Origin of the sequence: Pandoraea iniqua (genome assembly GCF_902459685.1) — a bacterium.
Classification (GTDB): Bacteria; Pseudomonadota; Gammaproteobacteria; order Burkholderiales; family Burkholderiaceae; genus Pandoraea; species Pandoraea iniqua.
In genome coordinates, this window is sequence record NZ_CABPSF010000002.1 from 870,668 (window position 1) to 895,644 (window position 24,977).

A 24,977-nucleotide genomic window follows, 5' to 3' on the forward strand; every position below is an offset into this window, starting at 1 on the left:
AGGCCCGCGTCAGATCCGCTCGTAAGTCACGAACGCGTAGTCGAAGTCGTTCGGCGCCGGCGAGTGGTGCGTTTCACGCGCGGTTTCACGCCATTGTCCGGCAGACAGTGCCGGGAAGTGCGCGTCGCCTTCGAATGCCTTCGCAATCTCCGTGACGATCACCTTGTCTGCGCTCGGCAGCGCCTCGGCGTACAACTGCGCGCCGCCGATCAGGCAGATCTCTTCCGCACCGACGCACAGTCGCATGGCGTCGATCAGCGAGCCCGCCACATCACACCCTTCGATCTTCAGGTCGGCATTGCGCGACACCACGATATTGCGGCGTCCCGGCAGCGGACGGCCGATCGAGTCGTACGTCTTGCGGCCCATCACGATCGGCTTGCCAAGCGTGGTGCGTTTGAAGTGCGCGAGGTCTTCCGGCAGGCGCCACGGCAATTGATTGTCGCGCCCGATCACGCCGTTCTCGGCGCGGGCTACCACCAGTGTCAACAGGGTCATACGGCCACCGGCGCCTTGATATGCGGATGCGCTTCGTATCCGACGATATGAAAATCTTCGTAGCGGTAATCGAAGATGGAGTCCGGCTTGCGCGAGATTTCGAGCTTCGGCAGCGGGAACGGCTCGCGGGCGAGCTGCGTGCGCACCTGTTCGAGGTGATTGTTGTACAGATGGCAATCGCCGCCGGTCCAGATAAAGTCGCCGACTTCCAGCCCGGTCTGCTGCGCCATCATGTGCGTGAGCAGCGCGTAGCTTGCAATGTTGAACGGCACGCCAAGGAAGATATCGGCACTGCGCTGATACAACTGGCACGACAGCTTGCCGTCCGCCACATAGAACTGGAAGAACGCGTGGCAGGGCGGCAGCGCCATGCGCGGAATCTCGCTCACATTCCACGCCGAGACGATCAGGCGGCGCGAGTCGGGGTTCTTGCGAATCTGGTCGACCAACTGGGTGATCTGGTCGATATGGCTGCCGTCCGGTGTCGGCCACGAGCGCCATTGGGCGCCGTAGACGGGGCCAAGCTCACCGTCCGCATCGGCCCATTCATTCCAGATCGAGACGCCGTTTTCCTGAAGGTAGCGCACGTTCGTGCTGCCCTGAAGGAACCACAGCAGTTCGTGCACGATGGACTTGGTGTGCACCTTTTTGGTCGTGACGAGCGGGAACCCGGCCTGCAAGTCGAAGCGCATCTGATAGCCGAAGACCGAGCGCGTGCCCGTGCCGGTGCGATCGGTCTTTTCGGTGCCATGGTCGAGCACATGGCGCATGAAGTCGAGGTACTGTTTCATAAGTCCATCCGTTTTGGCGGATTTTACCAGCCTCCGGGTGACGGTGTCCCCGAAGTGGTCGCGGCAAACGCCACCGGGTGCCGTACCGTGAGCCGCAGGCCCACGCGTTCTCCCGTTTCATGCGTCAGATCGCCATCGACGCGGGCGATGATTTCATGGCCCGAGGCAAGCCGCAGGGTATAGAGCTGATCGGCCCCGCGAAATGCCCGCCGCACAAGCGTGGCCTCGAACGGGCTCGCCGGGTCGTGCGTAATGTCGTCGGCGCGCAGCAGCACGTCGACGGCAAACGGCGTCTCGCCAAATACCGAGCGCTGCAACTGTGCCGCCAGCGCGGGTGTGGCGGCGATTTCCCCGATTTCGAGGGCGATGCTGCCCGCCTCGCCTTGCTGACGAAACGACCCCGGGACCAACGTGCCGCGCCCGATGAAATCCGCGACCACGCGGTTGGCGGGTGTCTGCCAAAGCTCGCGGGCCGGTGACCACTGCGCGATAGCGCCCGCGTGCATCACGCCGATCCGGTCGGCCATGGCGAAGGCTTCGTGTTGATCGTGCGTGACGAGAATGGCTGTGGCACCGCTGGCGCGAATGATCTCGCGCACTTCCACGGCGAGGCGTTCACGCAGGTCGAGATCCAGATTCGAGAACGGCTCGTCGAGCAGCAGCAGTGCCGGTGAAGGGGCGAGCGCGCGGGCGAGCGCCACCCGTTGCTGCTGGCCGCCGGAGAGTTCGTGCGGATACTTGCGCAACGCCCCGGCAAGGCCGACGCGCTCGGCGAGGTCTTCGACCCGTGAGTTTCGTTCGCCGCGGGGCATGCGTCCCAGCCCGAAGCCGATGTTCTGGGCCACGTTCAGATGCGGGAACAGCGCGTAATCCTGAAACACCACACCGACGTGCCGTCGTTCAGGCGGCTCGCTGGCCTGCGCGTTGGCGACTTCGTGGCCGTCGAGCACGATACGCCCGCCGCCCAACGGCTCGAAACCGCACACGGCGCGCAGTACCGTCGTCTTGCCGCAGCCCGACGGGCCGAGCAGGCAGCCGATTTCTCCGCGCGCAAGCGACAGCGACAGATCACGCACGGCCGTGTGGGCGTGGCCGGCGGTGTCGTAGGTGACGGTGATGTGGTCGAGCAGCAGGTAGGGCAGAGACATGAAAGGCGAGGGGCTCACGAAGAAAACAACACAGACGCACGGACGCCCGGACGCCCGGACGATAGCGGGGCAAATTATCCGGCAACTCATCGAGACGACATCGAGACGATTCATTGACCTGAAACCGGGCCAATGCCCGCCGGGCACTTTCCGGCAACCCGGGCAGTCAGAGACGCGATTGCGAATGCGTATAATTTACAGCACGTTTAGACCGGTGAACGTCTGCCGGTTCCCTCACGAGGTCTGTGCCGGCGGCTGCCGGGCGTGCCACGTGCCCCCATACGTTCCGATTGACCCGTCAACCGACCCACTGAATTCGATTTGCCGATGCCCTCGACGCCCCCGCCGCGCGCCGCTTCCGATCTTGCCCAAGGTGCCAGCGGACCGACCGCCGAACCGACGACCCGCCCCGATGACGGCGCTGCGGCGCCGGCAGCGGCATTGGTTGGGATAGCCGACGCCCTCCCGAGCGCACCGCGCGTCGCGCGTCTGCGGCTGGGCCACGGCAAAGGGTTATGGCAGTTCGCGGCATGGCTGCCGGCGCTGATCGTGCTCGTGCCGATGTTCGGCATCGTGGCCGCCCTTGGTGCCGGAGACGCCAACACGCGTGCCATCCTGTCGCACATGCTCGACACGGTCTTGCCCGAGTACGCGCTGAACTCGTTGCGCATTTCGCTGGCGGTAGCCGTCGGCGTGCTGGCGATGGGGGTGTCGAGTGCGTGGCTTGTCGTGCACTACGCGTTCCCCGGGCGGCGCGTGCTGGCGTGGGCGCTGATTCTGCCGCTCGCCATGCCGGCCTACGTCACGGCCTACGCCTATACCGACTTCCTCCAGTTTTCCGGCCCGGTGCAAACGGCGCTGCGGCAGACGCTGGGCGTCGACCGCCTGAGCGCGTTCCCCGAGATCCGCTCGTGGTATGGCGCGGCGTGGGTTTTCGCCGGGGCGTTCTATCCGTATGTCTATCTACTGGCCCGCACGGCGTTTCTCGACCATAGCCAGCGCTTCCTCGAAGCGGCCCGCACGCTGGGCTGCACCCCGTGGCAGGCGTTCTGGCGCGTGGCGCTGCCGCTGGCGCGCCCGGCGCTGGTGGCGGCCGTGGCGCTGGTCCTCATGGAGACGCTGGCCGATTACGGCGCCGTTGCCTACTTCGGGGTGCCCACGTTCACGACCGGCATCTACCGGGCATGGCTGTCGATGGGCGACCGCGTTGCTGCGGCTCAACTGTCGGTCTGTCTGCTGGCCGCCGTGCTGGTACTGCTGACGCTGGAAGCACGCGGGCGCGCACGCCTGCGCTACTACGGGGCGCCGGGCAGGGCACCGACCACCGCACGCCGCACGGTGCTCAAGGGCGGCCGCGGCTGGCTGGCCACGCTCCTCTGCCTGTTGCCGCTGGTCATCGGCTTCCTGCTGCCCGCCGTCATCATGCTGCGGTTGGCAGTCTCCGAACTCGATCAGGTGCCGTGGTCGCGCTATGGGGAATGGGTCTACAACACCGTGCGGCTCGCGGGCGCAGCGGCATTCGTGGCGAGCCTCTTCGCGATCGTGCTCGGCTACGCACAGCGACAGGCGCCGGGCCGCGCCACGCGGGCGGCCGTACGCCTCGTCGGCGTGGGCTATGCGATTCCGGGCGCGGTGATCGCGCTTGGTATCCTCACGCCGGTGCTGCGGCTGGACACTTGGCTCGGCGACCTGTTCGGTGCCGACGGGCTGGTGCTGGCGGGCACGGCCGGTGTGCTGATCTACGCCTACCTCGTGCGATTCCTCCCTGCCGCGTTGCAAAGCGTAGACGCGGGCTTCGCCAGAATTTCCCCCAATCTCGATGCCAGTTCGCGCAGTCTCGGCGTGGGCGGGTGGTCCATGCTGCGGCGGGTGCATTTGCCGCTGCTGCGCGGCAGCGTGCTGACGGCGGCGCTGCTCGTCTTCGTCGACGTGATGAAAGAGCTTCCCGCCACGCTGGCGCTGCGTCCCTTCAACATGGACACGCTCGCGGTGGTCACCAGTCATCTGGCCGCCGATGAACGGCTGGCCGAGGCGGCGGTACCGGCGCTCACGCTCGTGGCCGTCGGTTTGCTGCCGGTGCTGGTGCTGGCAAGGGCGATCGCCCGACGCGCTTGAAAAATACTGAAACGTTTATCGGTTGCCGCTGCGATAGCGCCGCACTATAGTCGAATCAGACCCGGCAACGTTACCGGGGAGACTGAGCGTCAACAAAATGATTGCGATCGTCATTTGCAAATGTTGGCTGTTCATGGCCATGGCGTCGGCACCGCCGCCTGAGGCATCGTTTAACACGGCAGACGGCGGCTGGAGTGCCGTTCTGGTGTCCGGAGCGATGCGTTAGCGGCGCCTGGGAGGGACCGGCACCGGCTTACCGAGACGGACGCGTGGCGTCCGGCGGGTTGTTGCAACCTGACGTCTTACCGTACCTCCCATCCCCCCGACCGACCGTTGCGCGCCACAGCTGTTACCTCAGGGCTAAGCGTGGCAACGGGGCTTCAGTGTTGTTTTCGTGTGCCGGCGAACCGGGGAAAAGCGGTATCGAAGTGGCATTTTTACCCCTCGCGTCGCACAATCGCGGTCAATGCAGTGCCTTCGGGAGACTGGCATGGCGCTTTGGCGGATCGATCTTGTATCGCTGCGTCTATTCGTTGCCGTTTGCGAGGAGAGCAGCATTGCCCGCGCCGCCGAGCGCGAATTCATCGCCCCATCGGCGGTCAGCAAGCGTATCAACGACCTTGAATCGCTGGTCGGCTCCGCGTTGCTGCAACGGCATAAATGGGGGGTGCGCGCCACGCCGGCCGGCGAAGCGCTGCTGCACCACGCACGCAATGTGTTGCGCAGTCTCGAGAAGATGCAGGGCGACTTGTCCGAATACACCAGTGGTGTGCGCGGCCACATCCGCATCTTTGCCAATGTGTCGTCCATCGTCGAGACGCTGCCCGATGAACTCGGCGCGTTCCTGCGCCGCCATGAGGGCGTAAAGGTCGATCTCGAAGAACACACCAGCGCGCAGGTGGTGCGCGGCGTGGCAGAAGGGGCGACCGACATCGGCATCTGCTGGGACGCCGTCGACACGCGCGACGTCGAAGTCTTCCCCTATCGCCACGACCAGATCGTGGCCGTTTTGCATCGGGAGCATTCGCTCGCCAATGCCAGTCAGTTGGCCTTCACCGAGACGCTCGACTTCGACCACATCGGCGTGCATCCCGACAGCGCCATGTACACCGTCCTGCGCCGCATCGCGGCCGAGCAGGGCAAGACCGTCAAATTCCGCATTCACGTATCGACGTTCGAGGCCGTGTGCCGCATGGTGCGCGCCAACCTCGGCATGGCCGTCGCGCCGCGCGAGGCGGTAGGCGTCTACTCGCAGGTGCCGGACGGCGAGGCGCTGCGCGTTGTGCCGCTTACCGACAGTTGGGCGCAACGGCGGCTGATCGTGTGCGTACGGCGTTACGACGCCTTGCCGGTGGCCTCGCGCATGCTGGTGGATCATCTGTGCGCGCGCGGAAGTGCAGAGGCATCGTGAACGGCGATGTCTGGCATGCCGAAACACATCTTGTCGCCGCCACCCCGGCGGCGGATGCTCTGGGAGCCGATAGCGATTCTGGCCGACGAGCCGGAGCGCGCCTGCGTCCCGATCCCACGGGAGGAGACTCGCGATGACACAGAGTGAAGCGCGCCGCGTGCGCGATGTAGTGGGCCGTCTGGTGCTTGTACTTGCCCTGATGGCACTGGGCCTCATAGCGTTGAGCCTGAGCAGTACGGCGCGCGCCGCCCCTGCCCAGCCGCTGGAAAAACCCAAGATCACCATCGCCGTGGGCGGCAAGCCCGGGCTGTATTACCTGCCGCTGACCATCGCCGAGCAACTCGGCTATTTCAAAGACGAAGGGCTCGACGTCACCATCGACGATTTCGCGGGCGGCTCCAAAGCCTTACAAGCCGTCGTGGGCGGCAGTGCCGATATCGGCACCGGGGCCTTCGAACATACCTTGCTGATGCAGACCAAAGGCCTGACCTACCAGTCGTTCGTCGTGCTCGGCGCCGCCCCGCAATTGGTGCTCGGCGTGGTGAAGAGTCACAGCAACGACGTCAAGGCCGTGAAGGATCTCAAGGGCATGCGCATCGGTGTGAGTGCCCCCGGTTCGAGCACGCACATGCTGGTCAACGTGGCGCTCGCCAAGGCGGGACTCAAGCCGTCTGACGTATCCATCGTCGGCGTGGGCACCAATGCCACCGTGGTGGCGGCCGCGCGCGGCGGGCAAGTCGACGCGGTGTCCAACGTCGATCCGATGATGACGCTGCTTCAGGAGTCGGGCGACATCAAGGTGCTTATCGACACGCGCACGCAGGCGGGCACCCGTGCCATGTTCGGCGGACCGATGCCGGCGGCCGTGATGTACGCGCCGCAGAGCTTCATTCAGAAGAACCCCCGCACGGTTCAGGCACTGGCCAACGCCATCGTGCGCGCCGACAAGTGGTTGCAACACGCCTCGGCGGCCGAGTTGCTCAAGACGGTGCCGGAACCTTACCTGCTGGGGGACAAGACGCTTTACCTGAAGGCCTTCGCCAACTGCCGCGAAGCGTTTTCGCCCGACGGCATGATGCCGGCCGATGGTCCTGCCACGGCCTTGCGTGCGCTGGCGTCGTTCACGCCGGAGGTCAAGCCGGCGCAGATTCGTCTCGGCGATACGTGGACCAACACTTTTGCCACGCAGGCGAATCGCCAGTACCCCTGACGAACGCGCGTTTAGACGTCATGCCCTCGAAATTCAGCCGCCGCTACGTCTCCGAGGCCCGATTTGGGCACGGAACTTGCGATCCGAACGGGTGACCCGATGCGGGAACATTCCAGGAGCGATCACATGCAAACCACTGTGCGACTGACCGGACGTGTGCTTTGGTTGAGCGACAGCGCCGAGGCCATGACGCGGCAACTTGCCGGCGAGGATCTGACCCGCGCCGACGCCGGCACCTTGCGCGACCAGATTTCCACCGACGAAATGACCCCGGCGTGGGCGTGTCTCACCTTCGACGACACGCTGGGCGACTACGTTTATGTTGGATTGCGATGCAATGACAGCGCTGCCGATCCGGCGGGTGTTTTCCCTGTCAAGCCAAAGTCGGTGCGCTCAGGCGGCTTTGCGTTGTCGGTGTCCGGCACGCGGCGCGGCAAAGGGTCGTCGCGCGAGGCGAGTCCGTTTGCCGAATGGTGTGCGGGCATCCGGCTGGTGATCGCCGACAGTCTGGAGCGCATCTATGCGCAGAATTGCCAGAATCTGGGTCTGTTGACATCGACCGATCAATCGCTCGTCGAGCGCCTGCTCGCGGGCGAAGCGGTACCCGTCGAAGCGTTTCTGGAAGACTGCGACGTGCTCGGCGAAGCCATCGTGCGCAGCGGCGGGTTGTTCGGCTATACGCGGCGCCGGCTGGCAGGAGAGATCGTGCCGCCGCGCCCCGCGCATGCGCCGGGGCCCATGACGTATGGCGAGAAGATCATCGCCCGTGCGCTGGGTGTTGCGCGTGTTCGCGCGGGCGACGCCGTCTTCGTGCCGGCCGACTGGCGCTTTTCCCACGAATACGTCACGCCGATGGCCGTCAGTTTTCTGCATCATGCGTTCGAGGCGTCAGGCGGCGGGGCCCCGTCGCTGCACGATCCGGCATCGATTCTCTGTTTTGAAGACCACCTGACGCATCTCGACGCGATGACGGGCGGCAACCGGCCGCCAGCGCTGATTGAAGCCGCGCACCAACTCGGCGCGGTGCAGCGCGACTTCTGCGCGAAACATCAATTGCGTCTGCACGGCCGCATACCGGGTGGCGGCTCCGAAGGCATTTGTCACGCGATCATGCTGGAGCGCTATGCGTTGCCCGGGCAGGTCGTTGTCGGCACCGATTCGCACACGCCACATTGCGGCGCCATCGGCGCGTTTGCCTTCGGTGTCGGTGCGACGGAAATGGCCAATGCGTGGCTCACGGGCGATGCCCGTCTGGTCGTGCCGGGCACGTGTCTGGTTCATCTGCGCTCACAGTTGCCCGCCGGGGTCGGCGCGAAGGATCTCGCGCTGCATTTGCTGCATCTGCCCTACATCCGTGACGGCCGGGCCATCGGCCAGATCATCGAATTCGCGGGCGAAGCGGTAGCGCATCTGTCGACCGACGAGCGCGCCACGCTGACCAACATGGTGGCCGAGATCGGCGGCCTCACCGGCCTTGTGGTGCCCGATGCCGAGACGGTCCGGTATCTGAACGAACGGCGCGGGTCGGCGATGGCGCTCGAGCCGTGGATGACGAACGACGCGCAGGCGTCGTATGCCCACGTCATCGAGATCGACTGCGCGCGCGTGGGCGCGATGGTGGCCAGCCCCGGCGACCCGGGCAACGGCGTCGCCCTCAACGCGCTGGCTGCGCCCGTGCGCATCGACATCGCCTATGGCGGCTCTTGCACCGGCAGCAAGCGAGACGATCTGCGCGCTTGCCACGACGTACTCGCATGGGGGCTGTCGCGCGGCATGCATGTGGCCGACGGCGTGCGCTTCTACCTGCAATACGGCAGCGAGGACGTGCGCACGTGGTGCGAGTCACAGGGCTACACCGACGTGTTCGAGGCGGCCGGTGTCACGTTGCTGTCGCCCGGCTGCGGCGCTTGCGTGAACGCAGGCCCCGGGGCGTCGAGCAACGCAAGCGACGTCGTCATCAGTGCACAGAATCGGAATTTCCCGGGCCGCTCGGGGCCCGGTCAGATGTGGCTCGGCAGCCCGGCGACCGTCGCCGCGAGCGCGCTGGCCGGCTACATCGTCGGTTTCGATCAATTGCAACGCAGCGCGCGCGGCGTACCGCCAGCGCGTCTCGCGTCGAACCATCCGGCCGGCGGGCATCTCCCCGCGCGCTAGACAATGCGCCTCGCATGGCCCGTTTGTCCGGCGATGTGCGGCGCAGTAGAGGAGGCAGCACATGCAGGATGCCGTTCGCGCGACGCCAATGCCACTGCAAGGCATCCGCGTGGTGGAGTTCTCTCATATGGTGATGGGCCCGACGTGCGGCATGGTGCTGGGCGATCTCGGCGCCGATGTCATCAAGGTCGAGCCGGTGAGCGGTGACGCCACGCGCCGGTTGCTCGGCACCGGTGCGGGCTTCTTTCGCACATTCAACCGTAACAAGCGCAGTCTGGCCGTCGACGTTACGCGTCCGGAGGGGCGCGAGCTGATGCTGCGGCTCGTGGGGACGGCCGATGTCGTGACCGAAAACTTCAAGCCGGGACGCATGCGGCAGATCGGGCTCGATTACGCGACGCTCGCGCGGCTCAACCCCGCGCTCGTCTATGTCTCGCTCAAAGGGTTTCTGCCGGGGCCGTATGCCGCGCGCACGGCGCTCGACGAAGTGGTGCAGATGATGGCCGGGCTCGCTTATATGACGGGGCCGCCGGGGCAGCCGTTGCGCGCTGGCGCATCGGTCAACGACATCATGGGCGGTGTGTTCGGCGCGCTGGCGGCGTTGGCGGCGCTCTATGAGCGCAAGACCACGGGGCGCGGGCAGGAAGTGCAGGGCGCGCTCTTCGAGAACTGCGTTTTGCTCGCGGCGCAGCACATGCAGCAGTACGCCGTCACGGGCGTGGCACCGGCGCCGATGCCTGCGCGCGTGTCGGCGTGGGGCATCTACGACGTGTTTACCGCACGCGACGGCGTGCAGATATTTCTGGCGGTAGTGAGCGATACGCAGTGGCGCATCTTCTGCGACGTGTTCGGGCGCAGCGATCTGGCCGACGATGCAAGGCTCGCCACCAACAACGACCGTGTGCTCGCGCGCGACTGGCTGATGCCGCTGCTGCGCGAGATGGTGCAGGGCTACGACGCCGACTACCTGTCGGCCGCGTTCGAACGCCATGGCTTGCCGTTCGCGCCTATCGTCGCCCCGCAGGCCCTGTTCGACGACCCGCATCTGCAAGCGAGCGGCGGCCTTGGCGAGTTGACCACCGACGACGGTGAGCACACCGCCGTGCCTCTGCTGCCGATCACCATGGCGGGGCAGCGCCTGCCCGCACGCATGCCGTTGCCGACGGTCGGTGAGCATACCGGCGAGATTCTGCGCGAGATCGGATATCGCGACGTGCAGATTGCCCGCTTGCTGGCCGAGGGCGTCATTGCGTGGCCGTCTGGCGTGCCCGGGGATGAAGGGCATGAGGGACATGAAGGGCATCCCGACGGACAGGCGCCGAGGTCCGCCGCGGCCGATGCCACGGGCGCGATGGCGTCGACAGTCGGCGGCAACGCTGCGAATTCAGACAAGTCCGAGGGCGAATGAGGGTTCGTCTGGTTGCGGGCAGAGGGTGAGGCGCGATACGGTAGCAGGCAGTCGCCCGATAACCCTATTGCCGCTACCCCATGACCGCCTCTCAAGATGCGCCGCTGGCCGGCGTTACCGTACTCGATCTCACCCGTTTGCTCCCCGGCCCTTTGGCTGGCCTGCGCCTTGCAGAGATGGGCGCGCAGGTCATCAAGATCGAAGACACCGGCGCGGGCGATTATGCCCGCGAGATGATGTTGCGCGAGGGTGAGGCGCCGCCCAGTGCGTTCTGGCGGTTGCTCAATCGCGGCAAATCGGTGGAACGGCTCGATCTCAAGCAGGCGGCGGATCGGGCGGTGTTTCTTGAATACGTGGCACGCGCCGACGTGCTGCTTGAAGGCTTTCGTCCGGGCGTGATGGAGCGTCTGGGCTTCGGCTTCGAGACGCTCGCAACGCATCGCCCATCGCTCGTGATGGCGTCGATCAGCGGCTACGGACAGCAGGGACCGTTGGCGCAGGCAGCGGGTCACGACATCAACTACATCGGTTACGCGGGCGTGCTCGATCAACTATGCGATGCGAGCGATGCGCCGATCGTGCCGAACTTCCAGATCGGCGATTTGTTTGGCGGTGCACAGGCATGCGTCGAAGCGGTGCTGGCGGCGCTTTTTGCGGCACTGCGGACCGGGCGCGGACGGTGGCTCGACGTGTCGATGACGCACGAAGTCTTTCGCGCCAATCTGGTGCCGGCCGTGGCGGTGCATCGACAGGGGCGCGCTGCGCGTGCGGGCGAAGACCTGCTCAACGGCGGTGTGCCGTGCTATCAGGTGTATCGCACGCAGGACGGACGGTACATGGCGGTGGGCGCACTGGAGCTCAAGTTCTGGCAGACGTTGTGCGACGTGCTGGATCGCCCCGGATGGAAAGCGCGGCACTGGATGCTCGGGCAACCGGTCGGCGGCGACGATGCGCGCGCTTTGCAGGCGGAGTTGGCTGCGGTCTTTGCCGGCGCGTCGCAAGCCGATTGGACGGCACGGTTTGCGAATGCCGATTGCTGTGTCACACCGGTGCTGCGACTCGAAGAGGCGATGGCGCATCCGTTGTTCGCCGGGGTGGCGGATGTGCTGAGAGCTTGAGGTGGGGGTGTTACCGAATGTCACAAAATTCCGCCGCGTCGTGGCGCAACGACGTTCGTTGATCGCGTAGAGTCGTCGCTTGCCGATTACGACCTGCTCATGATTCGATTGCCTGACTTCGACACCCTGCGCAAGACACGTCGCTTCACCTGCCTCGTTGCGATGGCCTCGCTGTGCGGCGCCTGCGCGTCGTATCAGGAGACACCGGTCGATCACGGCAAGGTGCGCTCCACGTCGATGACGACGGCCGATCTTGCGCAGACCGACATCAACCGCATGGCAACGCTCGGCATGCGGGCCAATCTCGAAAGTCTCTATCTGCTGGCCGACAAGCTCTACAAACGCAATCCGCGCGAATGGCGCAAGAGCGGTGCCGCCACGCAAGTGCAAGCGATGGCGCAACTGCGCGCAGCGGTCGAAGGGCGCCGCAATCTGGCGGCGTTGAAAGACCTGCGTGACGTCAGGGCACTATCGCGCTCACTCGATCCGGCATTCGATGGCGATCGCGTCGCGGCCTTCGTGTTCAGTTTGTCGGACACCATCATCACGGCGCACGGCGGCAGCACCGTGTTCTATTTGAGCGACGGGCTCGACGCGCAGCGCATCTACAACGCCGCACGCAATGTGGAGATCGCTGCGTGGCTACTGGCCAGCCGTCGCGATTTGTCCGGGCGGCCGCTGCTTCTCGCCAACGAGATGGCCGATGTGACCAACGTGAGCTTCGAGCGGGAATTCGGCAAGATCATCGGCCGTCTGGACCTGCTTGCCGAAATGCTCGACGAGAAGTACCGGCGCGCGGGCATCGGCTATGTGCAAAACCTACTCGGTGCGCAGTTTTTGCAGTTCCTGCCGGTGCGGTAACAGGCGCTGGTGGCGGCGTGGCGGAGAAGTGCCTCATAGGCTGCGATAAATGGGCGAATGCTGTATATTTGCACAGTGTTTTCCGCCCTGATCCATGCTGCCCCTCACACGCAAAATCATCCACTGCGACGCCGATTGCTTCTATGCCTCGGTCGAGATGCGTGACGACCCGTCGTTGCGGGGCATTCCATTGGCCGTGGGCGGACAGCCCGATCAGCGCGGTGTCATCGCTACGTGTAATTACGAGGCCCGCGCGTTCGGTGTGCGCTCCGCCATGCCGTCGGCACAGGCGGTCAAGCTTTGCCCCGATCTGCGTATCATTGCGCCGACGATGGAGCGATATCGCGAAGCGTCGCAACGCATCATGGCGATCTATCGCGATTACACCGATCTGGTCGAACCGCTCTCGCTCGATGAGGCCTATCTGGATGTCACGGATAGTGAGCGGTGTGAGGGCTCGGCCACCTTGATCGCCCGCGAGATCCGCGCGCGCATCTCGGCGGAAGTCGGGCTGACGGTGTCCGCCGGCGTGGCCCCGAACAAATTCATTGCAAAGATTGCCAGCGACTGGCGTAAGCCGGACGGCATGTTCGTGGTGCGGCCGGCCGAGATCGACGCCTTCGTTGCCGCGCTACCGGTCGAGCGCCTGTTCGGTGTCGGGAAAGTCACGGCCGAGAAACTGCGTGCGCTTGGCGTGGATTCCTGCGGCGATCTTCGTAACCACTCGTTGACGGAACTGACCGAGCGCTTTGGCGTGTTCGGGCAGCGTCTGCATGAGCGCTGCCGGGGTATCGATACGCGGGAAGTGACGCCCGACCGGGAGCGCAAATCGATCAGCGTGGAAACCACCTACACGCGCGACCTTCGAACGCTTGCCGATTGCGAGGCGGCGTTCGAGCCGCTGATGCGGCAGTTGCACGAACGGATTGCACGGGCACGGCGTGGCGAGCCGGTCGCGATCGCCAAGGTGTTCGTCAAAGTGCGCTTTGCAGACTTTTCTCGTACCACCGCTGAGGCAGGGGCGCTCGGTGTCGACGCCGTGCAATGCCGCCAACTGCTCGCCGAGGCCGTAGGGCGTCGTCGCCGTCCGGTGCGTCTGATGGGGGTGGGGGTGCGCTTGCTCGAAGCGCAGGCAGCGCGTCAGTTGCGATTGTTCGACGACTGGGGCGAGATCGAGGTCGGGGTGCCGGTCGAGGACGAGGTCGCGGTCGACGTGTCTGCCGCCGCGCAGGAAGGGGACGCAGCAAGCGCATAAGCAAGCCATAATGCGACATCACACTGGCGCACGCGGGTAGGGAGGCACGGGATGACGGAGATCATCGAAGTTACGCTGCGGCTCACGGCCGCGTTGTTGTTGGGCGGACTGGTCGGGCTCAACCGTAACTTGCATCACAAATCGGTGGGGTTGCGCACGCTCGCCATCGTCTCGTTCGGCTCGGCGTTGTTCGTGCTGGCCGTGGTGCCGTTTCCCGGTTCTGATGTAGCGACCGACGCGTCGTCGGTAGGCCGCGTCGTACAGGGCATCGTGGCCGGGATCGGTTTTCTGGGCGCAGGCTGCATCGTGCGTTCGGGGCGCAGTGCCAACGTGCACGGCTTCACCACGGCAGCAGCGCTGTGGAGCACGACCGGCATCGGCATCATTTGCGGGCTGGGGCGCTGGCACATCGCGCTCGTGGCGATGGTGCTGCTGCTTATCGTGCTGGCAGTCGGCGGGCGAATCGAAGCCCTCGCACACCGCTGGCTGGGCCACGACGATCCATCGCCGGAAGCGGCTGCCGGGGACGCGTCGGCGCCGCGTGGGCCCGACGACAAGTGACTTCCGTCTGATGTCTGGAAAAGATGCACATCGCGCCCTCCCTGCTCAGGATGCGGCGGACAAATTCCTGCGGATACCGAAGAAAAATGCCCGCCGAAGCGGGCAAATGACGTTGTCGCAGTACCCCCAAAAGGACGTAAGAGGGCGATTTCATTTTGGTCAACCGAGTACCGTTCGCCAATCGGGGCTTGCCCGATTAGGGAAAGCACGCTCGGGAGAACGCGTAGGCAGCGCGTGGTGGCAACGAACGGCTGTTTGGGGGCGCCTTCCACTGATTGGCGTTTGCCATTTCAACGAGGCTCAGCCCGGTGACCCGGCACCGTCCCCGAATCCCTTCACTGAAGCGCGCGCAGCTCCGTGGCACGGGCCCGCGCCACGCGCTGGCCGTCAGCCTGTAGCGTCGCTGTGGCGGCGTCAGCCTGCTGGGCGGCATCGGTGGCCGTCGTGTAGGTGACGATAGCCGCCTGCCGTTCACGCCGGAATCGCTCGGTGATGGGCGCACATTCGACGGCGGCTTCGTCGGCAAGCCGGGCCGGATCGGGCACCAGATTGACATAGCGCGCGACGTGTCCGTACAGGCAAGTCCGGTACTGATCCGCCGCCGCGTTGGCCGCAGCCAGATGGCGCTCGCGCAGCGTGGCGGCATCGGGCGCCGGTTGCGTGGTCTTCGACGCCGCAGGGGGCGCTTTCGATGGCGTGGCGCAGCCGGCAAGCAAGCTGGCGGCAACAAGGATCAAGGCAGAGGGGAAGGCAGCAAGCCGGCCCGCGCGAGCGCAGGCCAAAGTCGGAAACGTCCGAGACATGAGGTAATCGACGCCGATGGCATAAAGTCCGCGATGCCGCTATGGTACGGGATTTGACGGACCAAACCGAAACCGGCACGAGAGTGTCGCGCCGATCTGACATGACTGAATTTCAAAAGGGACTGGTGTGGTTGCGGCGCGATTTGCGCTGCACCGACAACGCGACGCTGGCGCAAGCCTTGGCGACGTGTGGGCAGGTTTATGTCGTGTTCGTGTTCGACACGACGATTTTGTCGGGCCTGCCGCGCGACGACCGGCGGGTCGCGTTCATCCACGAAAGCGTGACGGCACTGGCGCAGAGCCTCGAGGCGGCCGGCGGTGCGCTGATCGTGCGTCACGGCGACCCGGTCGACGTGATTCCGGCGCTGGCGCAGTCGCTTGGCGTGCAGGCGGTCTTCGCAGGACGAGACTATGAGCCGGAGGCCGTGACGCGCGACCGTCGGGTCAGCCGGTTGCTGGATGACGCGGAGATCGGCTTCGAACACGTCAAGGATCAGGTCATCTTCGAGATGAACGAGGTGCTGACCGCGCAGGGCGAGCCATACAGCGTCTTCACGCCTTACCAGCGGGCGTGGCTCAAGCAGGTGCGACCTGTCGATCTCGCGCCCCACGGCCGTCGTACCGATATGCAGCGGCTGGCGGTGCCCGGGGCGGGGGACGGGGAGGTGGCCGGAGACTCGCAGGCATCAACGGAGATCCCGACGTTGGCGGCACTCGGCTTCGATGTGCCTGCGGACCGCCGCATGGCGATCCCGGCGGGGGAGGCGGGCGCACAGCAATTGCTCGACGACTTTCTGCCACGCATGGGGCAATACCGCGAACGCCGCGACTATCCCGCGGTACGCGGACCGAGCTATCTCTCCGTGCATCTGCGTTTCGGCACCATTTCCATCCGCACGCTCGCGCGCGAAGCTCACGCCGCCATGCTCCGGGGCGGGGATGCCGGCGCGGGGGCGCAGACATGGCTGAGCGAACTGATCTGGCGCGAGTTCTACTTCATGATCCTGCATCACCATCCGCAAGTCGTTGGCAACGCGTTCAAACCCGCCTACGACGCGATTCAATGGGCGACGGGGCCGGCGGCGGACGATGATTTCAAGGCGTGGTGCGACGGCCGCACGGGCTATCCGCTGGTGGATGCCGCGATGCGTCAGATCAATCAGACCGGGTATATGCACAACCGCCTGCGCATGGTGGTGGCGAGCTTTCTGGTGAAGGATCTGGGGATCGACTGGCGGCGCGGCGAGGCGTATTTCGCGCTGGCGCTCAATGATTTCGATCTGGCCGCGAACAACGGTGGCTGGCAATGGGCGGCTTCGACGGGGTGCGATGCGCAGCCTTATTTCCGCATCTTCAATCCGGTGACCCAGTCGGAGAAGTTCGATCCGCAGGGGCGCTTTATCCGTAAATACGTGCCTGAACTGGCCAATCTGTCCGACAAGGCGATTCACGCCCCTTGGCGCGTCGACGCACCGGTGTTGGCGCTGGCCAAGGTCGAACTCGGCCGCGATTACCCGCAGCCGCGCGTCGCGCACGATGTGGCGCGCAAGGAAACGCTCGCGCGCTATGCCGTGGTAAAAACACCGGCGACGTCGGATGGCAATGCGGACGATGAGGCGGCTGACTGAGGGGGCGTCCGAGGTGGCTGGCTGAGGTCGCTGACTGAAGTCGCTGACCGAGGCCGGAGCCGACCACACGCAGTCAAATTTACGTATATTTCCGCATATATTCGCGTATACCCCGGTCAACTTTCTTCACGCTCATCCGTTGATACAGGTAAGACACGAAAGAGGTCTGGGCTTCGGTAGCGGCTGGCAACGTCGGGGGGCGTTTGCCGTTGCATCCGGTGTCAGGGAGGAAGCAGAGCAAGACCGATGGAAGTGCTCGGAATACGAGCGAGGGCAGGCCAAAACCACACTACGGGGAAGCTAAACACCTTTGCCGCGCAGACGGCAGCTTCGAATCACGGGGTTAGCGACAAGCGAGTGCCCGGAACCTTACGGTTTCGGGCTTTTTTTTGCCCGCGCTCAAGGCCGCAGCGAGGCTTCGGCGTTGTGGGGCAGCGCGTGTTTTGTCAACGGGCGGCCGGCCCGTGTGACGGCGAGCAACGTCCACACCGCAAGGTTGAACGGCAGTGTGAAATACGGCCAGCCGAGCGGTCCCAACACGGCGCCCAGAACGACGCAGATCAAACCGGCAAGCGCGGCCCCCGCCACACGCACACCCGGGCGGCGATGGAAGGCACCCAGACCGAGTGCTGCCAGAAATCCGTTCACCCCGATGCCGCCCGCTTGCCCTGCCAGCGCGGGCCAATGCTGTGCCAGCAACGCGATGCCCAGCCATACCACCACACCCGCCGCCAGCGCCCAGACCGTCGCACGGGCGTTCCACAGCGCCAGTACGTACCAAGTGAGCAAGCCGAGCACCAGCGGGGCGACGAATACGACTTGACCGACCGAGCAGAAGACGAAACCCGGCGTGCCCGTATCGCAGGCAAGTGCCCCGGTGCGCGGCAGCAGCCCTAGCCACGGCTGCATTGCCCACGACAGCGCCATCACGCCGACAAAGGGGCCGGTGAGTGCCGGGCGTCGATGGCGGGCGAGTTCGGCGGATGCGATGACCGTCAGGCACACGCACACCGCTAACCAGACGGCTGACGTGAGATCGGGTTGCCACAGGGCGCCGAAGGCGATGCCCGTCAACGCGGCGTTGTAGCCGAACAACCCGTTGCGCCGGGCGTCACGCGGCAAGCGCAGCACCAGCGCGACGAGCCACGCGCCCGCACTGGCTGCCAGCCCCGTGAGCGCGGCCGGTCGATCGGCGAGCATGAGCACGGCGAGCAGCAGCAGCCCGATGCCGGCCGATGGAATGAAGTAAATCTGCGCGAAGTTGGCCGTCAGGCCGTGAAGTTCGGCGGCCAGCCAGCGATAGGGGGCGAGGGCGCCTGACGCGGCCATAGGCGCGGCCGGAGAAGACGACGTAGAAAGCGGCACCGGAAATGACGGTGAGCGGGACGGTGGCATACGGCGGCTCGTGCGATGAGTGCGATGTCATTGGCCAGCGAGGGGTGGTGGCAGCAAGCCACCGAGAAATCCGGCGAATTGCAGTGAACTGCGCCAGCCATTGGACGATTGGCGCGAGCTTACGCCGAACGCCCCGCCCGCAGCGCAGCCGTTCGTTATAGTCCGTATCAGGTGTTCGGGATCATCGGGCCCAGAAACACAAAACCCGCGCACGGAGACGCGGGTTTTGCTTGTCACGAGTGGCGTTCGGCGAGCTTACTTGCCGCCGCCCTTGGCCGGCTTGACGGCCCAGCTGTCCTTGAGCGACACGATCCGGTTGAACACCGGCTTGCCCGGTGCCGAGTCGTGGCGATCGGCCACAAAGTAGCCGTGGCGCTCGAACTGCACGCGGTCTTCCGGTGCCACGTTCAGCAGCCCCGGTTCGACATAGGCTTGCGTCACGCGCTTGGCGTTCGGGTTGATCGCGTCGAGGAAGTTCTTATCACCGGCATCCGGGTTCGGATCGATGAACAGACGATCGTAGATGCGCACTTCGGCACCCAGCGCATGCAGCGCGCTCACCCAGTGGATGTTGCCCTTGACCTTGTAGGTGTCAGCGCCCGGGGTGCCCGAACGGCTGTCTTCAAAGTAGTTGCAATGCACGGCAGTCACATTGCCGTCGGCATCGGTGTCGAAGCCGGTGCACTCGACGACGTAGCCATAGCGCAGACGCACCTTGTTGCCCGGGAACAGGCGGAAGAACCCCTTGACCGGTTCGGCCTGAAAGTCTTCGCGCTCGATCCACAGCTCGCGCGAGATCGGGAACGTGCGCATGCCGCGCTCCGGGAAGTGCGGATGCACAGGGGCGTGGCAGTCTTCCTGCTGACCTTCCGGATAGTTGTCGATGATGAGCTTGAGCGGGTCGAGCACGGCCGTGGCGCGCGGCGCCTTCGGGTCGAGGTCGTCGCGCAAGGCGCCTTCGAGAATGCTCATGTCGATCCACGAGGCCGACTTGGCTACGCCAATGCGATCGCAGAACAATTGCAGACTTTCCGGCGAGAAGCCGCGACGGCGCAGACCGACGAGGGTGGGCATGCGCGGATCGTCCCAGCCGTCGACGTGCTTCTCGTCGACCAACTGACGCAGCTTGCGCTTGCTCGTGATCGCGTACGTCAGTTGCAGACGCGCGAATTCGATCTGTTGCGGCATCGGACGCGTGAACATGCCCGCATCGGCCAACTCGGCGAGCACCCAGTCGTAGAACGGACGCTGATCTTCGAACTCCAGCGTGCACAGGCTGTGCGTGATGTTCTCGATGGCGTCTTCGAGCGGGTGCGCGTAGGTGTACATCGGATAGATGCACCAGGCGTCGCCCGTACGGTGGTGATGGGCGTGACGAATACGGTAGATGGCCGGATCGCGCAGATTGATGTTCGGCGACGCCATATCGATCTTGGCGCGCAGCACGTGCGTGCCGTCGGCAAACTCGCCCGCGCGCATGCGGCGGAACAGGTCGAGATTCTCTTCGACGGTGCGATTGCGGAACGGCGAATCCTTGCCCGGCTCGGTCAGCGAGCCGCGATTGGCGCGCATGTCCTCGAAGCTCTGGCTGTCGACGTAAGCCTTGCCGCGTTGAATCAGCGTCTCGGCGCCCTGATACAGCGTCTCGAAGTAGTCGCTGGCGAAGTACAGGTGTTCTTTGCCCGGCGTGTCGTAGCTAAAGCCCAGCCACTTCACCATTTCGATGATGGAGTCGACGTATTCGGTCTCTTCCTTCTCGGGGTTGGTGTCGTCAAAGCGCAGATGGCACACGCCACCGTAGTCGCGCGCCATGCCGAAGTTCACGCAGATCGCCTTGGCGTGACCGATGTGGAGGTAGCCGTTCGGCTCCGGCGGGAAGCGCGTCTCGACGCGCTGGCCCCATTTGCCCGAGCGGTTGTCTTCGTCAATGATGTTGCGGATGAAATTGGATGCCGCTGTCAGCTCTGTGCTCATGCCAGTCCAGTGTTCGGAATTTGCCGAATATTCTACCGTACCGCACTGCACCACGGGCGAGCGTCGACTCGCGTGATACGCGTTATTCGCCAGTGAGGTGCGGCATTTCGTAAAAAGAACTGCCGCTTGCGCGGCAGTCGGGACACGATCGGGCAGGGTCCAGCGAACGCAACCCTGCAAACCCGGTTCAGGGCGACGAGCGCTGGCCGGGCCAGTTGGCGTACGAGAGCAGCCAGAGGGAAATGATGTTGACGACCGGAATGAAGGCCAGCACCGTGAACCACGGTGAAAAGCCCAGCCGGGTCAGAATGCGCCAGACGGGAATGCCAAAGAGCACGATAGCGACGAGCAAGCCGATGAGACTGGACATACGATATCTCCCCGAAAGTCCCCGCCGACGGCGGGCGTGAGGCCAAGTATATAGCGGCTGGGCCCGCCACTACGCTCAGATTGTCCTATCCTGAAAACACTGCCGGCCCCGCTGGCGGTCCTTCCGGGAGGACATCATGGAACTGCACCTCCAATCGCACCGCTATACGCATCGGTCGCCCGACTGGGCCGCCGCAGCGGTCGCCGGCTTCGTCGCCTGCGCTTTCTTCTCCGCCGTTGAAATGCTCATGGTCCTGCTGGTCTCCGGCCAGAGCCCATGGGTGCCCCCGCGCATGGTCGCGGCGATCGTGCTCGGCCCGGGCATTCTGTCGCTGCCCGCAACCTTCGACGTGTCGATCGTCGCCATGGCACTGATGGTGCATGCGGCCATCGGCGTGGTCCTCGGGGTGGTGCTCGGCGCCATCATCGCGCCGTTCCGGCTCGATTCGGATGTGCCCACCGTCGCTATTGCGGGCGGGGTGTTCGGTCTGATCGTCTATGGCGTGAATTTCTACGTGATGACGCAACTCTTCCCGTGGTTCATCGAGTCCCGCACGTGGATGATGGTGGTGGGGCACGTGGTCTTCGGGGCGTTCGCGGGTTACATGTACTGGGTGCTGGCGAAAATCGACGATCGCGCGCCAACGCCGTAGGGTTCACGCGCTTTGGTGCGCTGCCGTTAAAATTCTGATATCATTCGCCATCTGCATTTATCCGTCCGTCAATTTCGGACGCGCCAATGCAGTCTCCAGTGGCATGAGATGCCGGGCATCGCCCGGCAACGGCAGGTTCGCGACACGATAATCACTACACAGATGTGTCGCGTGTTCCCAGTCCGTTACATGCCAACTTGAACGCCGGGTGTGTCAGATCCGACGTTTAGCCGCTGTCCCTGGAGGGATGGCAGGCATCGATCCCCGAAACAGGAAGTTTGCCAGGGTCACCCCGCGCGCTTTGCGTGGCGTTGATACGCGTCAATGCGTTCTCCCGCCGTGCCAGGCATGCTTGGCGTACCCGTCCTAGCGATCGTTCGATCCACGCACTTCATGCGATCGACAGGTTTCTCAGCGCTCCCATGACACCGTCATGCAACGCCGGAACCGGTCGACGTGTAGCTTCAGTGACATGTCTGTCACTGAAATGACGTGTGTTTGTCACATTCGACCGCTAGGCTGCGTGCACTTCACGGAAACATTTGTGCGAGTTTGCACTCTCATCACCGTAAGCCGATTCGAGAGGGATTATTTATCAGTTATATTTTTTGCAGTAAGAAGGAAACCAAAATGAAAACAACGCAATATCAAGAATTCCAGTACAGCGTCCGTGCCGTGGAGCGTGACAACGCCCGCTGGGACGCGTTCTACGAGATTCACCGCCCGACCGGGCATGGCATGGAGAAAGTGGGCGCGTATCAGGTTCAGACCGCCTATGGCTTTGCCACTCAAGGCTTCGCCCTCGATGACGCCGAACGCAACGCGCGTGCCGACATCGAGCAAGGCATCGTCTACTATCAGTAAAACTCCCATCCCCTGTGTGACCGACGGCATCGCCGCGCTGCGACGGTGCTATAGTCCCGGCTTTCGCAAAGCAAGGCTGGAGAGTCGGCAATGGAATGGATGTGCAAGTCGTTCGACGAGTTGGGCAGCACACTGCTTTACCGCGTGCTGGCCGCACGTAGCGCGGTATTCGTGGTCGAGCAGGATTGCCCGTATCAGGATATCGATGGACGCGACATCCACAGCCTGCATCTGATCGCTCAGGTGCGTGATGCCGACGCACAGCCAGAAATTGCGGCCTATCTGCGCCTCTTGCCGCCGGCGCTGGCCTACGACGAAGCGTCGATCGGCCGTGTCATCACCGCAGCGGCGCATCGCGGGACGGGCCTTGGGCGCGAGTTGCTCGCCCGGGCCATCGCGATTGCCGAAGTGCAGTGGCCCGATGCCCCGTTGCGCATTGGCGCACAGGCGCATCTGGAGGCGTTTTACGGCAGCTTCGGCTTCGTCAAGGCGAGCGAGCCTTACGATGAAGACGGCATCATGCACATCGAGATGCTGCGTGCGCCGGCCAGTGAGCCGGTAAGTGAGCCGGAGAGCGGCCAGATTAAGTAACATCAAGCACATGAAGTGAGCTGAGCGCACGAGGCGGCGCTCATCGTCGTACCCTCACCAGCGCCGGGCGTTCGCGCCCGGCACTACAATACCTTCCATCGCAGTTCACCCGTTTCCCGACACATGGCTTTGTATTCCATCACCGGCGCCCAATTGGCGTTCGGCCACGTGGCATTGCTCGACAATGCCGATTTCTCGCTTGAAGCGGGTGAGCGCGTCGGTCTGATCGGCCGTAACGGGGCCGGCAAGTCGTCGTTGCTCAAGATTGTCGCGGGGCTTACCGCGCCCGACGACGGTTTGGTCGCGCGCCAAGGCACGCTCAACACGGTCTACGTGCCGCAGGAACCTGAGTTCGACCCCGAGCAATCGGTGTTCGACGCCGTGGCGCAGGGGCTTGGCGACATGCACGGCCTGCTCTCCGATTACGAACACACCGTCGAAAAGCTTGGCGAGGTGACTGAGGGCCCCGAGCACGACGATCTGCTCACGCATCTCATGGCGTTGCAATCGTCACTCGACGCCGCCGACGGATGGCAGCTCAAGACGCGCGTGGAAACCACCATCGCGCAACTCGGCCTTGACGGCCACGCCCGCGTGGGCGCGCTCTCGGGCGGGATGCAAAAGCGTGTATCGCTAGCACAGGCATGGGTGGCAAAGCCCGACGTGCTGCTGCTCGACGAGCCGACCAACCACTTGGATTTCGACGCCATTCGCTGGCTGGAAGAATTGTTGATCGGCTTTCGCGGCGCGTTGCTCTTCATCACCCACGATCGAAGCTTCCTCGACCGCGTGGCCACGCGCATCGTCGAACTCGACCGCGGCCGTTTGCTTTCGTATCCGGGCAACTTCACGCAATATCAGGAGCGCAAGGCAGCGCAGCTGGAAATCGAACGCGTGGAAAACGACAAGTTCGACAAGCTGCTTGCGCAGGAAGAAGTGTGGATTCGCAAGGGCGTGGAAGCCCGCCGCACGCGTAGCGTGTCGCGTATCGAGCGACTGAAGGCGATGCGCACCGAACGCGCCGGGCGTCGCGAGACGCAAGGCAATGTGCGTATGGAAGTCGGTCAGGCCGACCGGTCCGGCAAGATCGTGGCCGAGCTGACCAACGTGACCAAGTCGTACGGCGATCGCGTCATCGTGCGCGACTTCACGGCTACGCTCATGCGCGGTGACAAGATCGGGCTGGTGGGGCAGAACGGCGCCGGCAAGACGACGTTGCTCAAGCTGATTCTTGGTCAGATCACGCCCGACAGCGGCGAGATTCGCGTCGGCACGAACATGCAGGTGGCGTACTTCGATCAGATGCGTGCGCAGCTCGATCCGGAAAAGAGCCTGCTCGACACGATCAGCCCGGGCAGCGAGTGGATCGAAATCAACGGCGCCCGCAAGCACGTGATGAGCTATCTCGGCGACTTCCTGTTCTCGCCGGAACGTGCCCGCTCGCCGGTGAAATCGCTCTCCGGCGGTGAGCGCAACCGACTGTTGCTTGCCCGTCTGTTCGCGCGTCCGGCCAACGTGCTGGTGCTCGACGAACCGACCAACGACCTCGACATCCCGACCCTCGAACTGCTCGAAGAACTGCTTGAGGATTACAGCGGCACGGTGTTCCTCGTGAGCCACGACCGTACGTTCCTCGACAACGTCGTGACCTCGGTCATTGCCGCCGAAGGCGACGGCAACTGGCGCGAATACGTCGGCGGCTTCTCCGACTGGCAAGTGCAGCGCGAGCGCTCACTGGCCATGGCCGCGCAACGCGCGCCGGCAGCAGAGGTGCCGAAAGACGCTGCAAAGGACGCGCCCGCCGCCGCCAAGCGCACCAGCAAGGTCAAGCTGAGCTACAAGGAACAGCGCGAACTCGATGGTCTGCCCGAGCGCATTGCAGCACTCGAGGCCGAGCAGAAAGATGCTAACGAGAAGCTCGCAGACGGCTCGGTCTTTGTGAAAGATCCGGCTGCGGGTGCGGCGCTGTCCGAACGTTGCGAAGCGATTGAACTGGCGTTGCTCGAAGCGCTCGAACGCTGGGAAGTGCTCGAAGCGAAGCAACGCGGCGACGACGCCTGAACGTTCGTGTGACGCGTCACGCTGACGCGTTGCGAGTGACAGTACAATAGGCCGCGATCCACAGGACGCGGCCCTGTTCTTTTCAGGCGCGCCATGCCGAATACCATGG

20 protein-coding genes and 1 pseudogene are annotated in these 24,977 nt (G+C 64.5%); 14 read left to right on the plus strand and 7 right to left on the minus strand.

What is annotated here, in order from left to right; translation table 11 throughout:
• Positions 1-9: 9 nt before the first annotated feature.
• The 3 genes from PIN31009_RS09665 to PIN31009_RS09675 are packed head-to-tail and all read right to left on the minus strand — an operon-like array spanning position 10 to position 2,437.
• Positions 10-498, minus strand: a complete 489-nt coding sequence (locus PIN31009_RS09665) for a dihydrofolate reductase (RefSeq protein ID WP_150684005.1) — start codon at positions 496-498, stop codon at positions 10-12.
• The gene (locus PIN31009_RS09670; protein WP_058379463.1) at positions 495-1,289 is read right to left on the minus strand and encodes a thymidylate synthase; all 795 of its coding nucleotides are present in this window, start codon (positions 1,287-1,289) and stop codon (positions 495-497) included. Before PIN31009_RS09670 ends, PIN31009_RS09665 begins: the two co-directional genes overlap by 4 nt.
• 23 nt (positions 1,290-1,312) lie before the next feature.
• Positions 1,313-2,437, minus strand: a complete 1,125-nt coding sequence (locus PIN31009_RS09675) for an ABC transporter ATP-binding protein (RefSeq protein WP_150790090.1) — start codon at positions 2,435-2,437, stop codon at positions 1,313-1,315.
• A gap of 327 nt (positions 2,438-2,764) precedes the next feature.
• On the opposite strand from PIN31009_RS09675, the gene PIN31009_RS09680 reads away from it, so the two are divergent.
• The 9 genes and pseudogenes from PIN31009_RS09680 to PIN31009_RS09720 all read left to right on the plus strand — a co-directional run bounded on the left by PIN31009_RS09680 (position 2,765) and on the right by PIN31009_RS09720 (position 14,530).
• The gene (locus PIN31009_RS09680) at positions 2,765-4,552 is read left to right on the plus strand and encodes an ABC transporter permease (protein WP_217426777.1); all 1,788 of its coding nucleotides are present in this window, start codon (positions 2,765-2,767) and stop codon (positions 4,550-4,552) included.
• A gap of 490 nt (positions 4,553-5,042) precedes the next feature.
• A complete protein-coding gene (locus PIN31009_RS09685; RefSeq protein ID WP_150790091.1) occupies positions 5,043-5,963 on the plus strand; it encodes a LysR substrate-binding domain-containing protein in 921 nt (306 codons plus the stop codon).
• Positions 5,964-6,096: 133 nt separating this feature from the next.
• Positions 6,097-7,173 (plus strand): ABC transporter substrate-binding protein, encoded by a 1,077-nt coding sequence (locus tag PIN31009_RS09690; RefSeq protein WP_150790092.1) that lies wholly within the window; start codon positions 6,097-6,099, stop codon positions 7,171-7,173.
• A 126-nt stretch (positions 7,174-7,299) separates the two neighbouring features.
• Positions 7,300-9,327 (plus strand): aconitase family protein, encoded by a 2,028-nt coding sequence (locus tag PIN31009_RS09695; protein WP_150790093.1) that lies wholly within the window; start codon positions 7,300-7,302, stop codon positions 9,325-9,327.
• A gap of 61 nt (positions 9,328-9,388) precedes the next feature.
• A pseudogene (locus PIN31009_RS09700) lies at positions 9,389-10,552 on the plus strand (CaiB/BaiF CoA transferase family protein); the annotation flags it as partial.
• Positions 10,553-10,815: 263 nt separating this feature from the next.
• Positions 10,816-11,853, plus strand: coding sequence for a CaiB/BaiF CoA transferase family protein (locus PIN31009_RS09705; protein WP_150790094.1), 1,038 nt, complete (start codon positions 10,816-10,818; stop codon positions 11,851-11,853).
• Positions 11,854-11,952: 99 nt separating this feature from the next.
• Positions 11,953-12,714, plus strand: coding sequence for a hypothetical protein (locus PIN31009_RS09710; protein ID WP_343039029.1), 762 nt, complete (start codon positions 11,953-11,955; stop codon positions 12,712-12,714).
• 94 nt (positions 12,715-12,808) lie between these two features.
• Positions 12,809-13,969: a DNA polymerase IV gene (gene dinB, locus PIN31009_RS09715; protein ID WP_150790095.1), complete on the plus strand. Its 1,161-nt coding sequence runs from the start codon at positions 12,809-12,811 to the stop codon at positions 13,967-13,969.
• A gap of 51 nt (positions 13,970-14,020) precedes the next feature.
• The gene (locus PIN31009_RS09720; RefSeq protein WP_150684013.1) at positions 14,021-14,530 is read left to right on the plus strand and encodes an MgtC/SapB family protein; all 510 of its coding nucleotides are present in this window, start codon (positions 14,021-14,023) and stop codon (positions 14,528-14,530) included.
• A 335-nt stretch (positions 14,531-14,865) separates the two neighbouring features.
• Here the strand turns inward: PIN31009_RS09720 and PIN31009_RS09725 are convergent, their stop codons facing one another.
• On the minus strand, positions 14,866-15,333 hold the full coding sequence (locus PIN31009_RS09725) for a hypothetical protein (RefSeq protein ID WP_150684014.1): 468 nt from the start codon (positions 15,331-15,333) through the stop codon (positions 14,866-14,868).
• Between the two features lie 101 nt (positions 15,334-15,434).
• On the opposite strand from PIN31009_RS09725, the gene PIN31009_RS09730 reads away from it, so the two are divergent.
• Positions 15,435-16,961 (plus strand): cryptochrome/photolyase family protein, encoded by a 1,527-nt coding sequence (locus tag PIN31009_RS09730; protein ID WP_150790096.1) that lies wholly within the window; start codon positions 15,435-15,437, stop codon positions 16,959-16,961.
• A gap of 399 nt (positions 16,962-17,360) precedes the next feature.
• Here PIN31009_RS09730 and PIN31009_RS09735 read toward each other — a convergent pair whose 3' ends face one another.
• The 3 genes from PIN31009_RS09735 to PIN31009_RS09745 all read right to left on the minus strand — a co-directional run bounded on the left by PIN31009_RS09735 (position 17,361) and on the right by PIN31009_RS09745 (position 20,700).
• The gene (locus PIN31009_RS09735; protein WP_174997069.1) at positions 17,361-18,290 is read right to left on the minus strand and encodes an urea transporter; all 930 of its coding nucleotides are present in this window, start codon (positions 18,288-18,290) and stop codon (positions 17,361-17,363) included.
• A gap of 321 nt (positions 18,291-18,611) precedes the next feature.
• Positions 18,612-20,330 (minus strand): glutamine--tRNA ligase/YqeY domain fusion protein, encoded by a 1,719-nt coding sequence (locus PIN31009_RS09740; protein ID WP_150790098.1) that lies wholly within the window; start codon positions 20,328-20,330, stop codon positions 18,612-18,614.
• A 187-nt stretch (positions 20,331-20,517) separates the two neighbouring features.
• A complete protein-coding gene (locus tag PIN31009_RS09745) occupies positions 20,518-20,700 on the minus strand; it encodes a hypothetical protein (protein WP_150684018.1) in 183 nt (60 codons plus the stop codon).
• 136 nt (positions 20,701-20,836) lie between these two features.
• Between PIN31009_RS09745 and PIN31009_RS09750 the strand changes: the two genes are divergently transcribed.
• The 4 genes from PIN31009_RS09750 (at position 20,837) to PIN31009_RS09765 (ending at position 24,868) form a co-directional block, all read left to right on the plus strand.
• Positions 20,837-21,352, plus strand: coding sequence for a hypothetical protein (locus PIN31009_RS09750; protein ID WP_150684019.1), 516 nt, complete (start codon positions 20,837-20,839; stop codon positions 21,350-21,352).
• A gap of 630 nt (positions 21,353-21,982) precedes the next feature.
• Positions 21,983-22,216, plus strand: a complete 234-nt coding sequence (locus PIN31009_RS09755; RefSeq protein ID WP_150684020.1) for a hypothetical protein — start codon at positions 21,983-21,985, stop codon at positions 22,214-22,216.
• Between the two features lie 90 nt (positions 22,217-22,306).
• Positions 22,307-22,807: a GNAT family N-acetyltransferase gene (locus tag PIN31009_RS09760; RefSeq protein ID WP_150790099.1), complete on the plus strand. Its 501-nt coding sequence runs from the start codon at positions 22,307-22,309 to the stop codon at positions 22,805-22,807.
• 123 nt (positions 22,808-22,930) lie between these two features.
• Positions 22,931-24,868 (plus strand): ATP-binding cassette domain-containing protein, encoded by a 1,938-nt coding sequence (locus PIN31009_RS09765; protein WP_150790100.1) that lies wholly within the window; start codon positions 22,931-22,933, stop codon positions 24,866-24,868.
• The last annotated feature ends 109 nt before the right edge of the window (positions 24,869-24,977 follow it).